This is a genomic window from Pseudomonas sp. NPDC089743 (assembly GCF_044748785.1).
GTDB lineage: Bacteria > Pseudomonadota > Gammaproteobacteria > Pseudomonadales > Pseudomonadaceae > Aquipseudomonas > Aquipseudomonas putida_X.
In genome coordinates, this window is sequence record NZ_JBIVGS010000001.1 from 141,503 (window position 1) to 154,836 (window position 13,334).

The 13,334-nt window shown below is 62.6% G+C and carries 15 protein-coding genes; 7 read left to right on the forward strand and 8 right to left on the reverse strand.

Annotated features, from left to right (window positions below):
- The first annotated feature begins 54 nt into the window (after positions 1-54).
- Together hemF and aroE are read left to right on the forward strand one after the other, a co-directional pair.
- Positions 55-966, forward strand: coding sequence for an oxygen-dependent coproporphyrinogen oxidase (gene hemF, locus ACIPZC_RS00675; protein ID WP_267819934.1), 912 nt, complete (start codon positions 55-57; stop codon positions 964-966).
- A 25-nt stretch (positions 967-991) separates the two neighbouring features.
- Entirely contained in the window at positions 992-1,816 is an 825-nt protein-coding gene (aroE, locus tag ACIPZC_RS00680) for a shikimate dehydrogenase (protein ID WP_241806674.1), read from the forward strand.
- A 31-nt stretch (positions 1,817-1,847) separates the two neighbouring features.
- Here aroE and ACIPZC_RS00685 read toward each other — a convergent pair whose 3' ends face one another.
- The 3 genes from ACIPZC_RS00685 to betC form a co-directional block, all read right to left on the reverse strand.
- On the reverse strand, positions 1,848-3,413 hold the full coding sequence (locus ACIPZC_RS00685; RefSeq protein WP_400624114.1) for a SulP family inorganic anion transporter: 1,566 nt from the start codon (positions 3,411-3,413) through the stop codon (positions 1,848-1,850).
- Between the two features lie 136 nt (positions 3,414-3,549).
- Positions 3,550-4,473 (reverse strand): choline ABC transporter substrate-binding protein, encoded by a 924-nt coding sequence (gene choX / locus ACIPZC_RS00690; RefSeq protein ID WP_400624117.1) that lies wholly within the window; start codon positions 4,471-4,473, stop codon positions 3,550-3,552.
- A 14-nt stretch (positions 4,474-4,487) separates the two neighbouring features.
- Entirely contained in the window at positions 4,488-6,005 is a 1,518-nt protein-coding gene (gene betC / locus ACIPZC_RS00695) for a choline-sulfatase (RefSeq protein WP_400624119.1), read from the reverse strand.
- A gap of 109 nt (positions 6,006-6,114) precedes the next feature.
- On the opposite strand from betC, the gene ACIPZC_RS00700 reads away from it, so the two are divergent.
- Positions 6,115-7,014 (forward strand): choline sulfate utilization transcriptional regulator, encoded by a 900-nt coding sequence (locus tag ACIPZC_RS00700; protein ID WP_241806678.1) that lies wholly within the window; start codon positions 6,115-6,117, stop codon positions 7,012-7,014.
- Between the two features lie 93 nt (positions 7,015-7,107).
- On the opposite strand, the gene ACIPZC_RS00705 is transcribed toward ACIPZC_RS00700, so the two are convergent.
- The gene (locus ACIPZC_RS00705; RefSeq protein WP_400624123.1) at positions 7,108-7,656 is read right to left on the reverse strand and encodes an NAD(P)-dependent oxidoreductase; all 549 of its coding nucleotides are present in this window, start codon (positions 7,654-7,656) and stop codon (positions 7,108-7,110) included.
- Between the two features lie 53 nt (positions 7,657-7,709).
- On the opposite strand from ACIPZC_RS00705, the gene ACIPZC_RS00710 reads away from it, so the two are divergent.
- On the forward strand, positions 7,710-8,042 hold the full coding sequence (locus tag ACIPZC_RS00710) for a DOPA 4,5-dioxygenase family protein (protein WP_241806680.1): 333 nt from the start codon (positions 7,710-7,712) through the stop codon (positions 8,040-8,042).
- Positions 8,043-8,090: 48 nt separating this feature from the next.
- On the opposite strand, the gene trpA is transcribed toward ACIPZC_RS00710, so the two are convergent.
- Together trpA and trpB are read right to left on the reverse strand one after the other, a co-directional pair.
- Positions 8,091-8,900, reverse strand: a complete 810-nt coding sequence (gene trpA / locus ACIPZC_RS00715) for a tryptophan synthase subunit alpha (protein ID WP_241806681.1) — start codon at positions 8,898-8,900, stop codon at positions 8,091-8,093.
- Positions 8,897-10,114, reverse strand: a complete 1,218-nt coding sequence (gene trpB / locus ACIPZC_RS00720) for a tryptophan synthase subunit beta (RefSeq protein ID WP_241806682.1) — start codon at positions 10,112-10,114, stop codon at positions 8,897-8,899. Before trpB ends, trpA begins: the two co-directional genes overlap by 4 nt.
- 110 nt (positions 10,115-10,224) lie before the next feature.
- Here trpB and ACIPZC_RS00725 point away from each other — a divergent pair, with 110 nt between their 5' ends.
- Positions 10,225-11,121 (forward strand): LysR family transcriptional regulator, encoded by an 897-nt coding sequence (locus ACIPZC_RS00725; protein ID WP_241806683.1) that lies wholly within the window; start codon positions 10,225-10,227, stop codon positions 11,119-11,121.
- Here ACIPZC_RS00725 and ACIPZC_RS00730 read toward each other — a convergent pair.
- The gene (locus ACIPZC_RS00730; protein WP_012312055.1) at positions 11,118-11,441 is read right to left on the reverse strand and encodes a YqjD family protein; all 324 of its coding nucleotides are present in this window, start codon (positions 11,439-11,441) and stop codon (positions 11,118-11,120) included. The genes ACIPZC_RS00725 and ACIPZC_RS00730 overlap by 4 nt on opposite strands.
- 149 nt (positions 11,442-11,590) lie before the next feature.
- Here ACIPZC_RS00730 and ACIPZC_RS00735 point away from each other — a divergent pair, with 149 nt between their 5' ends.
- The gene (locus ACIPZC_RS00735; RefSeq protein WP_241806684.1) at positions 11,591-11,806 is read left to right on the forward strand and encodes a dodecin; all 216 of its coding nucleotides are present in this window, start codon (positions 11,591-11,593) and stop codon (positions 11,804-11,806) included.
- A gap of 102 nt (positions 11,807-11,908) precedes the next feature.
- A complete protein-coding gene (locus ACIPZC_RS00740; protein ID WP_241806685.1) occupies positions 11,909-12,130 on the forward strand; it encodes a DUF1161 domain-containing protein in 222 nt (73 codons plus the stop codon).
- A 103-nt stretch (positions 12,131-12,233) separates the two neighbouring features.
- Here the strand turns inward: ACIPZC_RS00740 and ACIPZC_RS00745 are convergent, their stop codons facing one another.
- Entirely contained in the window at positions 12,234-13,238 is a 1,005-nt protein-coding gene (locus ACIPZC_RS00745; RefSeq protein ID WP_349975568.1) for an LLM class flavin-dependent oxidoreductase, read from the reverse strand.
- Positions 13,239-13,334 lie beyond the last annotated feature (96 nt).

The following is a 13,334-nucleotide window of genomic DNA, read 5'->3' on the forward strand; positions in this document are numbered from 1 at the left end:
TTTGCGGTGGTATGCTACGCGGCGAATTCTTCCCTGCCCGTTTCTGGTGACCCGATGACTAGCCGCACCGAGGCCGTGAAAGCCTACCTGCTCGACCTGCAAGACCGCATCTGCTCTGCCCTCGAAACCGAGGACGGCGGCGCCCGCTTCGTCGAGGATGCCTGGGTGCGCGAAGCCGGTGGCGGGGGCCGTACGCGAGTGATTGGCGACGGCAAGGTGATCGAAAAAGGCGGGGTCAACTTCTCCCATGTGTTCGGCTCTGGCCTGCCACCTTCGGCCAGTGCACACCGGCCCGAGCTGGCGGGCCGAGGTTTCGAGGCATTGGGCGTATCGCTGGTGATCCACCCGCACAACCCGCACGTGCCGACGTCCCACGCCAACGTGCGCTTCTTCATTGCCGAGAAAGAAGGCGAAGAGGCGGTGTGGTGGTTCGGCGGTGGCTTCGACCTGACCCCGTACTACGGCAACGAAGAAGACTGCATTCACTGGCACCGCGTGGCCGAGCAGGCCTGTGCACCCTTCGGCGCAGACGTATACCCCCGCTACAAAGCCTGGTGCGACCGCTATTTCCACATCAAGCACCGTGGCGAGCCACGAGGCATTGGCGGGCTGTTCTTCGATGATTTGAACGAGTGGGATTTCGATACCTGCTTCGCGTTCATTCGCGCCATCGGCGATGCTTTCGTCGACGCCTACCTGCCGATCGTCCAGCGTCGCAAGGCCACGCCTTACACCGCCGAGCAGCGCGAATTCCAGGAGTTCCGCCGCGGCCGCTACGTGGAGTTCAACCTGGTCTACGACCGCGGCACCCTGTTCGGGCTGCAGTCCGGCGGCCGCACCGAGTCGATCCTGATGTCGCTGCCACCGCAAGTGCGCTGGGGTTACGATTGGAAGGCAGCGCCCGGCAGCGAAGAAGCCCGCCTGACCGAGTACTACTTGCAGGACCGCGACTGGCTCGGCCAGTAAGCCTGTGGATAACCGAGGAGTCCCCATGGACCAGTACGTCGTGTTTGGTAACCCCATCGGCCACAGCAAGTCGCCGTTGATTCACCGGCTGTTCGCCGAACAGACCGGACAGGACCTGGAATACAGCACGCTGCTTGCGCCGCTGGACGAATTCAGCGACTGCGCCCGCGGCTTCTTCAAGCAAGGCAGCGGCGCCAACGTGACCGTGCCCTTCAAGGAAGAGGCCTATCGCCTGTGTGACAGCCTCACCCCGCGTGCCCAACGGGCCGGCGCAGTGAACACCTTGAGCAAGCTGGCCGATGGCTCGCTGCGGGGCGATAACACTGATGGCGCCGGCCTGGTGCGTGACCTCACCGTGAATGCCGGGGTTGAACTGGCTGGCAAACGTATTCTGATCCTTGGCGCCGGGGGCGCGGTGCGTGGCGTGCTGGAGCCGATCCTGGCGCATGAGCCCCAATCCTTGGTAATTGCCAACCGCACACTGGAAAAGGCCGAGCAGCTGGCACGCGAGTTCGATGAGATGGGGCCGGTGATGGCCAGCGGTTTCGCCTGGCTGCAGGAGCCGGTGGACGTGATCATCAACGCCACCTCGGCGAGCCTGTCCGGCGAGCTGCCGCCGATTGCCGACAGCCTGGTCGAGGCCGGGCGTACCGTGTGCTACGACATGATGTATGGCAAGGAGCCCACGCCGTTCTGCCAGTGGGCCAGCAAGCTGGGTGCAGCAAAGGTCCTGGATGGGCTGGGCATGCTGGCTGAGCAGGCGGCTGAAGCGTTCTTCATTTGGCGTGGGGTGCGGCCGGACACCGCGCCGGTGTTGGCTGAGTTGCGACGGCAGCTGGCGCGGGCCTGAGGTTGCGGGGGCCGCAAAGCGGCCCCAATGATCATTCCGCAAATTGAATTGGGCAAAGCTCCTCCCCTTCCAGCTTCTGCAATTCCTCGACCACCTGCGGCCTGGCGCGCAGCAAGGTCAAACTCCCGCCCGCCCGGCGCAACCGCCGCGCCTCGCGGTGCAACATATCCACACCCGAGTAATCGATGAAATTCACCTGCCGTGCATCGATCACCACATGCGGCCCCTGGCAACGCTGCAGGCGCACCTGTAGGTAGTGCGCTGCACCGAAGAAGATCGATCCGCCTACTCGCAGTACATCGGCCTGACCTTCGCGGCTCTGCTGAATCCGAGGCCGTGAAGTGCGTTTGAGGTAGAAGAACAGCGAAGCCAGCACACCGGCGTAAATCGCTGTCTGCAACTCCAACAGCAAGGTTGCGGCAGCGGTCAGGGCCATGACCAGGAACTCGGAGCGGCTGACCCGGAACAGCGCGCGTATTGCGCGGTGGTCCACCAGGCCCCAGCAGATCAGCAGGATACTACCGGCCATGGCCGGTATCGGCAGGTGTGCGATCAACCCTGCACCCGTGACGGCGAACAGCGCTACCCACAGCGCCGAGAACACCCCGGCCATGGGGGAACGGGCGCCAGCGTCGTAGCTGAGCCCAGAGCGGGTGAAGGATCCAGAAGACAGGTAGCCGGAAAAGAATGACCCGACGATGTTCGACATGCCTTGGGCGCGGATTTCCTGGTCGGCGTCGATCAGCTGCTCGGAGCGTGCCGACAGCGAACGGGCGATCGACAGGCTGGTCACCAGGCCCAGCATGCCCACCGCCACGGCACTGGGCAGCAGGCGCAGCATCAGCTCCACATCCACTAACGGCAGTGGGCTGAGTGGGGGCAGCTGGCCGGAAAATGCTGGCACGCGCGGTACATGGCCAAAGAAACCGGGCAGCGACCAGGCCACCAGGCTGATCACGATCAGGCTTATCAACAGGCTCGGCCAGCGTGGCCGCCAGAGTTTGAAGGCCGCACCGACAAGCACGGTACTCAAGCCCAGGATCAGGGAGGGCAAGTCGACCTCGCCAGCATGGCTTGCCAGGTCTTGTACCGTTTTCAATGCCGTGGCCTGGCTCGGCAAATCCATCCCCAGCAGGTTGGGCAATTGGCCGAGGGCAATGACGATGGCGGCGCCCAGAGTGAAGCCAAGCACCACCGAATGGGAGACGAAGTTGACCACTGCGCCGAAGCGTAGCAGCCCGAGTAGCAGTTGGAAGATGCCAGCGAGGAAGGTCAGCAGCAGCACGAGCGTCACGTAATCCGCGCTACCGGCCACTGCCAAGGGGCTGATGCTGGCGTAAAGGACAATTGAGATGGCGGCGGTCGGTCCGCAAATCAGGTACCAGGACGAACCCCACAGGCAGGCGACCAGCACTGGCACGGTGGCCGCATAAAGACCATATTCGGCAGGCAAGCCGGCGATCAGGGCATAGGCGATGGATTGCGGCAGGGCAAGGATGGCGCCGCTGAGTCCGACCAGCAGGTCCTCGCGCAGGCTACGGCCCGATTGACGGGGCAGCCAGGTCAAGAAGGGCAGCAGGTGGGTCAACTGAATCATCATCCCTCTCGTATTCGGATCTTGTGTTGGTTTGGCTGGCCTCATCGCCGGCAAGCCGGCCCCGCAGGGGGATCACAGAGGGCGAGCCTACGGCTCTAGCTGAGCCGGCGCGCCGGCGATGAGGTCGGTCCAGCCTCTACAACTCAGCTTTAACAGCCTCTTCAGCATCGCCGCCGTCTTTGGTCGTGACGCCCGCCAACCAGCCTTCCAGCCATTGCGGATGCGCCTTGACCCACGCCTTGGCCGCCTCATCGAAACTCATCTTCTTATCCACAACCTCAGCCATGATGCTGTTTTCCATGTCCAGGTTGAATTTCAGGTTACCCAACAATTTTGCAGGGTTGGGGCAGGCCTGTGGATAACCTTTGCGGGTCAGGGTGTAGACCTCCCCCTTGCTCCCAAACCACTTTTCCCCGCCCGTCAGGTAATGCATCTTCAGTTTTACGTTCATCGGGTGCGGGGTCCAGCCCAGGAAAGTGATGTACTGGTTTTTCTTAACGGCGCGGTCCACCTGCGCCAGCATCGCTTGTTCACTCGATTCAACCAGCTTCCATTGGCCGAGGTTGAATTCATTCTTGTCGATGATCTCCTTCAACGACAGGTTGGCTGGCGCGCCCGAGCCGATTCCGTAGAGCTTCTTGTCGAACTTATCGGCATGCTTTTGCAGGTCGGCGAAGCTTTTCACGCCGGCATTCCACACGTAATCGGGCACAGCCAGGGTGAACTCAGTGCCTTCAAGGTTGCGCGACAGTTGCTGCACGTCGCCATTGGCGATGAACTTGTCATGAAAGCCCTGCTGGGCCGGCATCCAATTGCCCAGAAAAGCATCGACCTTACCGTCCTTGAGGCCGCCGTAGATGATCGGCACCGCCAGATTGTCGATCTTCACCTGGTAACCCAGGCTTTGCAGAAGCAAGCGGGCGATGGCATTGGTGGAGGCGATGTCGCTCCAGCCGGGGTCGGCCAACCTCACGGTGCTGCATCGTGCATCTTCGGCGTGAGCCGTAGCGGTGCCCAGGCTCATGGTCAGGGCGAAGACGATGGTGGAAAACTTCTGCATGGCGGCTTCTCTTCTCAATCCAGGGGTGCGGGCTGTGGATAACGTGCCTTGCGCTCGAGGTCGTCGAGATCGATGTGGTTGCGCATGTACTGTTGGCTGGCGTCCACCCATGGTTGGTGGTCCCAGCTTTTCAGTGTGCCGATTGCCAGCGCTTCGGCCACCAGGCGGCGCCGCCGCTGGCTGGCCAGCACTTGCTGGCGCAGGCTGGGGATATCCCAGCGCTGGTGTGCTTCATCGACAAATGCCTGCAGCAGCGCCTGATGGTCCGGGCTGCCGGAGAGGTTCTCCCGCTCGTGCGGGTCGCGGCTCAGGTCATAGAGTAAACACGGGTCGTCTTCGCTGTACACGAACTTGTACGGGCCGCGGCGGATCATCATCAGGGGGCCGACGGTACCCTCGGCCATGTATTCGCCGATCACCTGGTCGTGGCCACCCTGCCCTTGCAAGTGGCCGAGCAGTGACTGCCCATCCAGCTGCAGGCTTTTATCCACAGTACCGCCGGCAAGCTCGACCAGCGTCGGCAGCAGGTCGCAGGTCGATACCGAGGCACTGACCCGGGCAGGGGCGAAGCGCTTGGGTGCGTGGACCAGCAGCGGCACCCGCGCCGACATCTCGAACCAGTGCATCTTGTACCAGAGCCCGCGCTCGCCGAGCATGTCGCCGTGATCGCCAGAGAAAACGACCAAGGTATCGTCCGCCAGGTTGCACTCCTCCAGTGTCTGCAGAAGCTGGCCGATGTTGTCGTCGATGTAGCTGCAGGCGCCGAAGTAGGCGCGACGTGCATCGCGGATCTTTTCCACAGGCAGGGGCTTGTTCCACAGGTCATACACCTTGAGCAGGCGCTGTGAGTGGGGATCGAGCTCGTTTTGGCCAAACTCGGCGCGTGGCATGGGGATATCCACACCCTCGTAGCGATCCCAGTAGCGCTTGGGGATGGTGTACGGGTCGTGGGGGTGAGTCATGGACACGGTCAGGCAGAACGGCCGACCATCGTTCTCGCGCACATGGTCGTAAAGGTACTGACGGGCCTTGAACACCACCTCTTCATCGAAATCCAGCTGGTTGGTACGCACGCAGGGGCCGGCCTGCAATACCGAAGACATGTTGTGATACCAGCTTGGCCGCTCGTCCGGCGCGTCCCAGTTCACTGCCCAGCCATAGTCGGCAGGGTAGATGTCGCTGGTCAAGCGCTCTTCGTAGCCGTGCAACTGGTCCGGGCCGCAGAAATGCATCTTGCCCGACAGTGCGGTGCGGTAGCCAAGCCGGCGCAGGTAGTGGGCGTAGGTCGGGATATCGGCCGGGAAGTCGGCGGCGTTGTCGTAGGCGCCAATGCGGCTGGGCAGCTGGCCACTGACCAGGGTGAAGCGCGAGGGGGCGCACAGCGGGCTGTTGCAGTAGGCCGAATCGAACACCACCGCCTGATCGGCGAGCCGGCTCAGGTGGGGCATCTGGATCGGTGAGGGGCCATATATCGGCAAGATGGGGGCGGCCATCTGGTCGGCCATGATGAACAGGATATTCGGTCGCGTCATGGTTCGATTCCATCGTTGAAGGTTATGCGAACTGCTTGCCTATCAAGATGCGACTGTGGATAACATGGGTAAAGCCCATGGCGGGCAATGACTGGGATTAGCTGCGCTTATGTTTGACCACCTCGCCGACCTGTCACTCGACGCGCTGCGCGTGTTCGAGGCCGCTGCCCGCTTGCGGGGTTTCACGGCGGCGGCTTTGGAGCTGGGCACTACCCAACCGGCGGTAAGCCAGCAGGTCAAACGGCTGGAGGCTCAGCTGGGCACCCGCCTGTTTGATCGTATCTACCGCGGCATCGCGCTGACTGACGCCGGGCAGGTATTGTTCGAGCAGGTGCATCAAGCCTTGCAGGCCATGGATGACGGCGTTGCCCAAGCCAGCGGACGGGACCAGCGCGAGGTGTTGCAGGTGGCCACCGACTTCGCCTTCGCAGCGTTCTGGCTGATGCCCCGATTGCAGCGGTTCCACGAAGCTTATCCACAGGTGGACGTGAGCCTGGTGACCGGTGAGCGCAGCCAGGGGATGTTACGGCCGGACATCGATGTGGCGGTGTTGTTTGGTGATGGCCGGTTCCACCAGGGCGAAAGCCGATGGCTGTTCGATGAAGAAGTATTCCCGGTCTGCAGCCCTCGGCTGACTCATGGCAAACCCTTGTCAGCTGTGGCTTTGCAACGATTGCCACTGCTTCATCTGCGTGGCGAGCAGGCCAGCCGCTGGTTCGACTGGGCGGGTGTATTTCGTGGCTTTGGCGTTCAAAGCCCGCCGCCTCCAGGGCAGTTACGGTTCGATAACTACACGCTGTTGGTCCAGGCGGCAATTGCCGGACAAGGCGTGGCTATCGGCTGGCGGCATCTGGTCGATGGGCTGGTCGAGCAAGGGTTGTTGTGCCGGCCGCTGGAGGGTAGCTTGCGTTCGGCGCGGGGGTATTACGTGGTGCTGCCGCCGCGCAAGCGGCGTGGGGCGCTGATCGAGCGGTTTGTGGATTGGCTGGAAAGTGAGCGGACTCGGTGAATGGGGCTGCTGCGCAGCCCATCGGCGGCAAGCCAGCGCCTACAGGCCCGTGGCTTGGCTTGAGCTAGTGCGTACCTGTAGGCCCCTGGCGGCTTACGTCACGAAGTTCAGATGCTCGCCCCGATGCAGGTCCAGCTCGAGCATGTCGGCCATCCCCGCCGCCATTCGCTCCAGGTCCATGAGTGGCTGTGGCGCATTGATCAACGTCCAGTGCAAAGGGCTGCGTTGCAGTGCATCCACAACCTGGTCCACACACTCACGTTCTTCTTCGGTGTACTTGCCCGGCGCGTCCAGCACATCGAAATCGCCCACCAGCAGCACCCGGCGTATAGTCGTGCGAGAAAGGCCGGCGACCAACGCTTCGCTCATCCGCCCTTGCGCGGCAAGGTCACCCGATGCCAGCGCCGACAGCAGGGCAACCACCGCCGAGCCCCCCGCTGCGCCCTGCTCCGCCTGGTCGGCATCACCCAGCCCGCCTATCTTGAAATGCAGGCCCGGGCGCGGAGCATGGCGGTTGAGGTCATCGACCACGGCAGTGACTTCATGCTGACGTGACAGCAACTCGACCATCAGGGCACTGCCCAGGCGGCTTTCAGCCCCGAACAGCACCAGCTTGAACACTGGGGTTTCGGCATTTTTCACTGCATCGCTCCCTTCGCAGGTGGGTGATGGTTTGACCGCAATCAGGAGACATCGTGCAGAGGATCAAGGGCTATCACGCCCACGTTTATTACGACGCATCGACTATCGAGCAGGCTCGTGCGCTGTGCGAGGAGGCGGCGCGGCTGTTTCCCGTGACCATGGGGCGCATGCACGAGAAGCCGGTAGGGCCGCACCCGGACTGGAGCTGCCAGCTGGCGTTCGAGCCGCAGGTGTTGGGGGTGGTGTTGCCGTGGTTGGCGCTGTATCGCAAGGGGTTGGTGGTGTTTCTGCATCCGCTGACCGGGGATGAGCTGGCAGATCACCGTGATCATGCGATCTGGATGGGGGCTTTGCGACCTTTGAAGTTATCGGTTTTTGGCGGTTAGCGATGTGTCGGCTTCTTCGCGGACAGACCCGCGAAGAAGCCACTGGGATCAGTGTCGGGCGCCGCGCACACCTTCAGCCAGCGCAGAGCACAGGCTCAGCACATCGGCAACAGCCTGATCGGCATCTTTGGCCTGGGCGATCTTGTCGACCAGCGCCGACCCTACCACCACACCATCAGCCAGGCGCGCGATCGCTGCGGCCTGCTCTGGTGTACGAATGCCGAAGCCAACGCTGATCGGCAGGTCAGTGTGCCGACGCAGACGGGCGATGGCTTCGGTCACGTGCTCGGTGGTTGCCGAGCCGGCGCCGGTCACACCGGCCACCGATACGTAATAGACGAACCCGGAGCTGCGCTCCAGCACCCGTGGCAGGCGCGCATCGTCGGTGGTCGGGGTGGTCAGGCGAATGAAGTCGATGCCAGCGGCCTGGGCCGGGGTCGCGAGCTCGGCATCGTGCTCCGGCGGCAGGTCGACGATGATCAGGCCATCGACACCTGCTTCTTTGGCTTGTGCAACGAACTGCTCTACACCAAAGCGGTGGATCGGGTTGTAGTACCCCATCAGCACGATCGGTGTGGCCTGGTTGTCGACGCGGAATTCACGCACCATGTTCAGGGTCTTGGCCAGGTTCTGGCCTGCTTCCAGCGCACGCAGCGTGGCCAGCTGAATGGCTACGCCATCGGCCATCGGGTCGGTGAACGGCATGCCCAGTTCGATCACATCGGCGCCGGCCGCCGGCAGGCCCTTGAGGATCTGCAGCGAGGCATCGTAGCCAGGGTCGCCGGCGGTGACGAAGGTGACCAGTGCAGAGCGGCCTTCGGCTTTCAGCTCGGCAAAGCGTTGTTCAAGACGGCTCATGCCTGTTTCTCCTGGGCGGCCATGTGGTTCATCACGGTTTGCATGTCTTTGTCGCCACGGCCTGACAGGCAGATGACCATCAGGTGATCCTTGGGCAGGCTCGGCGCGCGCTTGATCGCTTCAGCCAGTGCGTGCGAGCTTTCCAGGGCCGGGATGATGCCTTCCAGGCGGCAGGTAGCGTGGAACGCGTCGAGGGCCTCATCGTCAGTGATGCTGACGTACTCCACACGCTTCACTTCATGCAGGTAGGCGTGTTCCGGGCCGATGCCCGGGTAGTCGAGGCCGGCCGAGATCGAGTGCGCGTCAGTGATCTGGCCGTCATCGTCCTGCAGCAGGTAGGTACGGTTGCCGTGCAGCACGCCGGGTACGCCGCCGTTGAGGCTGGCCGCATGCTTGTCGGTATCCACGCCATGGCCGCCGGCTTCCACGCCAATGATCTTGACGCTCTGTTCTTCGAGGAACTCGTGGAACAGGCCCATGGCGTTGGAGCCACCGCCAACACAGGCAATCAGGCTGTCGGGCAGGCGGCCTTCCTTCTCTTGCAACTGGGCGCGGGTCTCTTTGCCGATGATCGACTGGAAATCGCGGACCATTGCCGGGTACGGGTGTGGGCCGGCTACGGTACCGATCAGGTAGAAGGTGTCGTCGACGTTGGTGACCCAGTCGCGCAGGGCTTCGTTCATGGCGTCTTTGAGTGTGCCAGTGCCCGCTGTAACCGGGACGATCTCGGCGCCCAGCAGCTTCATGCGGAACACGTTGGCCTGCTGGCGCTCGATGTCGGTGGCGCCCATGTAGATTACGCAGGGCAGCCCGAAGCGTGCAGCGACGGTGGCAGTGGCCACGCCGTGCATGCCGGCGCCGGTTTCAGCGATCAGGCGTTTTTTGCCCATGCGCTTGGCCAGCAGCACTTGGCCGATGCAGTTGTTTACCTTGTGCGCGCCGGTGTGGTTGAGCTCTTCACGTTTGAAGAAAATCTTTGCGCCGCCGCAATGCTCGGTCAGGCGCTCGGCGAAATACAGCGGGTTGGGGCGGCCGATGTAGTCGCGCTGGAAGTAGGCCAGTTCTTCGAGGAACTTCGGGTCGGCCTTGGCGGCTTCATACTCGCGGGCCAGATCCAGCACCAGCGGCATCAGGGTTTCGGCCACGTAGCGGCCACCGAACGAGCCGAACAGGCCGTTGGCGTCGGGGCCGGGGCGGTATTGGGACTGGGTCATGGGGCGCTCCAGGGCGTAATGAATGAGTGATGGGCTTTACTTTAACCACGGCAAGCCCGGCTGAAAACCGATAAGATTGCGTAAACCTGTCAGGAAAACTCACACGTCAAATGGCCCACGACCTCCCTCCCCTCAACGCCCTGCGGGCCTTCGAATGCACCGCCAGGCTCAATAGCGTCAGCCAGGCTGCCGAGGCACTGCATGTCACTCATGGTGCTGTGAGCCGGCAGATCAAGGTGCTGGAGGAGCACTTGGGCGTGGCCTTGTTCGTCAAGGACGGCCGCGGCATCAAACTCACAGATGCCGGCGTCAGGCTGCGTGATGCCAGTGGCGAAGCGTTCGACAGGCTGCGCAGCGTATGCGGCGAACTCAGCCGGGATGTCAGCGAGGCACCGTTCGTGCTGGGGTGCTCGGGAAGCCTGCTGGCGCGATGGTTCATTCCCCGGCTTGGGCGCCTGAAGGCGGACCTGCCAGAGTTGCGCCTGCACCTGTCAGCGGGCGAAGGCGACCTTGACCCACGCCGGCCGGGGCTCGATGCGCTGCTGGTGTATGCCGAACCCCCTTGGCCTGTGGATATGCAGGTACATGTCCTGGCCGAGGAGCGTATCGGGCCGGTGCTGAGCCCACTCTTTACCGGTTTCGAGCGGTTACGCAGTGCACCCGCTGTAGCGCTGCTGGACGAAGCCTTGTTGCATACCACCTCACGCCCGCAGGCGTGGCCGACCTGGGCCGAACAACAGGGGTTGGATCGGGCTGCGTTGCAGTATGGGCAGGCCTTCGAGCACTTGTATTACCTGCTGGAAGCGGCTGTGGCAGGGCTTGGCGTGGCTATCGCACCGCAGCCGTTAGTGGCGGATGACTTGCGTGCAGGGCGGCTCAGTGCACCGTGGGGCTTTTCCCCTACAGCAGCGGCACTGGCGCTTTGGGTGCCGCGGCGCGCCGCAGACGGGCGCGCCGAGCAACTGGCGCAGTGGCTGCGCCGTGAACTGGAGCGGCAGGCAGGTTAGTTGCGACGGTACAGCAGGTAGGCCGCGAGCAGGCCGAGCGCGCCGATGGCTACACCAGCAGTGGTCACCGGGTGCTCCTGGGCGTAGTCACGGGTGGCGATACCGGTCTGGCGGGTGCGGGTCTTCACTTCCTCGTAAGCATCGCTAAGCAGGCTGCGCGAGTGCTTCAATGCGCTTTCGGCGTTGCTGCGGATTGCCTTCACGGACTTCTGTGACTCCTCCGAGGCATCATGCTTGAGGCTCTCCAGACTCTTCAGGAGGCTTTCGATCTCCGCTTCCATGCTTTCCAGGGATGTTTTACGCAGCGAATTGCGGTGCATGGTGACTCTCCTTTGCAGTATGGACTGTATGGATTGCGACTGCGCCCCGCAGCGAAAGTGCGATCGAACTTTCGCCAAGGCTGACGGCTCGCAGGTAAACCAGGCCTGCGCTGCTAGGCTCAATTCACTGTCACCCACGGAGAGCGCTCATGACCGATCATCACACTTACAAGAAGATCGAGCTGGTAGGTTCATCGACCACCAGCATCGAAGACGCAATCAACAATGCGTTGGCCGAAGCGGCCAAGAGCATCAAGCATCTGGAATGGTTCGAAGTGATCGACACCCGCGGCCACATCGAAGGCAACAAGGTGGCGCACTTTCAGGTCACGCTCAAAGTGGGCTTCCGCATCGCCAATAGTTGAAACAGTGGCGGGCTGGCTAAGGCCGGCGTGATGGCGTTATACAGACAAGGGCGCCTTTGCCGGCGCCCTTTGCCATTTTCATCTGCACAAGGAAAGCGAGTGATGAAGAAACTGATTCTGGCGGTGGGCCTGATGACGCTGGCGGGTAGCGCGTTGGCGGCGGGCAAGCCTTGCGAGGAGCTCAAGGCCGAGATTGCCGCGAAGCTGGATGCCAAAGGTGTGAAAGGCTACACACTGGAGATCGTCAGCAAGGGCGACCCTGCTGGCAAGGTGGTGGGGAGCTGTGAAGGTAGCACCAAGGAAATTGTCTACCGGCGTGGTTGAACGCTGGCCCATCTGCCAGCAAGCCGGCCCCACAGCGTTGCCATCACCTCGCGGCTTTGGCGTTCGCGTTCGCTGTGGGTGCCGGTTAGCCGGCGATTTGGGATTACTCAGACCTCAAGGCTTGCGCCAACAATTCATACGACCTGATCCGGTCCTCATGCTCGTACAGGTCGCAGGTAAAGATCAGCTCATCCGCCCCGGTCTGCTCCAGTAGCACCTCGACCTTGGCCCTTACTTTCTGCGGGCTGCCGATCATCGCCAAGCCCAGGAAGCTACCCACCGCATCCCGCTCGTGCGGTAACCACAAGCCATCCATGCTCGGCACTGGCTTGCGCTGCATCAGGCTCTGGCCGCGTATCAAGGCAAGAATACGCTGGTACACCGAGGTGGCCAGGAATTCGGCCTTGTCGTCGGTTTCGGCCACCACCATCGGAATGCCCAACATGACGTAGGGCTTGTCCAGCGTGGTAGACGGCTTGAAATGGTCGCGGTAGATACGGATCGCCTCATGCATGTAGCGCGGCGCGAAGTGCGAGGCGAAGGCGTAGGGCATGCCGCGCATGCCGGCCAGCTGTGCGCTGAACAGGCTGGAGCCGAGCAGCCACATCGGCACCTCGGTGTCGTGCCCAGGGACGGCGATCACTTTTTGATCATCTGTGCGCGGGCCAAGGTAGCGCGACAATTCTTCGACATCGTCCGGGAAATCATCGGCGCTGCCCGAACGCTCGCGACGCAGGGCGCGTGCGGTCATCTGGTCGGAGCCCGGCGCACGGCCCAGCCCAAGGTCGATACGCCCTGGATAAAGGCTGGCCAACGTGCCGAACTGTTCGGCGATGACCAAGGGGGCATGGTTGGGCAGCATGACGCCACCCGAGCCGACACGGATGGTTGAAGTACCCCCCGCCAGGTAGCCGATCAGTACGGAGGTCGCGGAGCTGGCGATGCCGTCCATGTTGTGGTGTTCAGCGACCCAGAAACGGTTATAGCCGAACCGCTCGACGTGCTGCGCCAGGTCCAGCGAATTGCGCAACGCTTGCGCAGGGCCCGCGTCGGCCCGCACAGGCACCAGGTCGAGGGTGGAAATTTTCAGGTCACGCAGCTGCGTCATTCGAGCCTCCGCAAAAGTGATTGGCCGAAGGCCTTTCTAACTCTGTATGGGCACATTCGGAAGATTCAATGCTTGCGGTGCGATTGATCTGAACTT

Bases quoted from the DNA above. Each gene is read 5' to 3' on its own strand.
- ACIPZC_RS00740 (WP_241806685.1), top strand. From the start codon at position 11,909: ATGAAGAAACTGATTCTGGCGGTGGGCCTGATGACGCTGGCGGGTAGC.
- ACIPZC_RS00730 (WP_012312055.1), bottom strand. From the start codon at position 11,441: ATGCACCGCAATTCGCTGCGTAAAACATCCCTGGAAAGCATGGAAGCG.
- choX (WP_400624117.1), bottom strand. From the start codon at position 4,473: ATGCAGAAGTTTTCCACCATCGTCTTCGCCCTGACCATGAGCCTGGGC.
- ACIPZC_RS00735 (WP_241806684.1), top strand. From the start codon at position 11,591: ATGACCGATCATCACACTTACAAGAAGATCGAGCTGGTAGGTTCATCG.
- ACIPZC_RS00685 (WP_400624114.1), bottom strand. From the start codon at position 3,413: ATGATTCAGTTGACCCACCTGCTGCCCTTCTTGACCTGGCTGCCCCGT.
- aroE (WP_241806674.1), top strand. From the start codon at position 992: ATGGACCAGTACGTCGTGTTTGGTAACCCCATCGGCCACAGCAAGTCG.
- hemF (WP_267819934.1), top strand. From the start codon at position 55: ATGACTAGCCGCACCGAGGCCGTGAAAGCCTACCTGCTCGACCTGCAA.
- trpA (WP_241806681.1), bottom strand. From the start codon at position 8,900: ATGAGCCGTCTTGAACAACGCTTTGCCGAGCTGAAAGCCGAAGGCCGC.
- betC (WP_400624119.1), bottom strand. From the start codon at position 6,005: ATGACGCGACCGAATATCCTGTTCATCATGGCCGACCAGATGGCCGCC.
- ACIPZC_RS00745 (WP_349975568.1), bottom strand. From the start codon at position 13,238: ATGACGCAGCTGCGTGACCTGAAAATTTCCACCCTCGACCTGGTGCCT.
- ACIPZC_RS00725 (WP_241806683.1), top strand. From the start codon at position 10,225: ATGGCCCACGACCTCCCTCCCCTCAACGCCCTGCGGGCCTTCGAATGC.
- trpB (WP_241806682.1), bottom strand. From the start codon at position 10,114: ATGACCCAGTCCCAATACCGCCCCGGCCCCGACGCCAACGGCCTGTTC.
- ACIPZC_RS00700 (WP_241806678.1), top strand. From the start codon at position 6,115: ATGTTTGACCACCTCGCCGACCTGTCACTCGACGCGCTGCGCGTGTTC.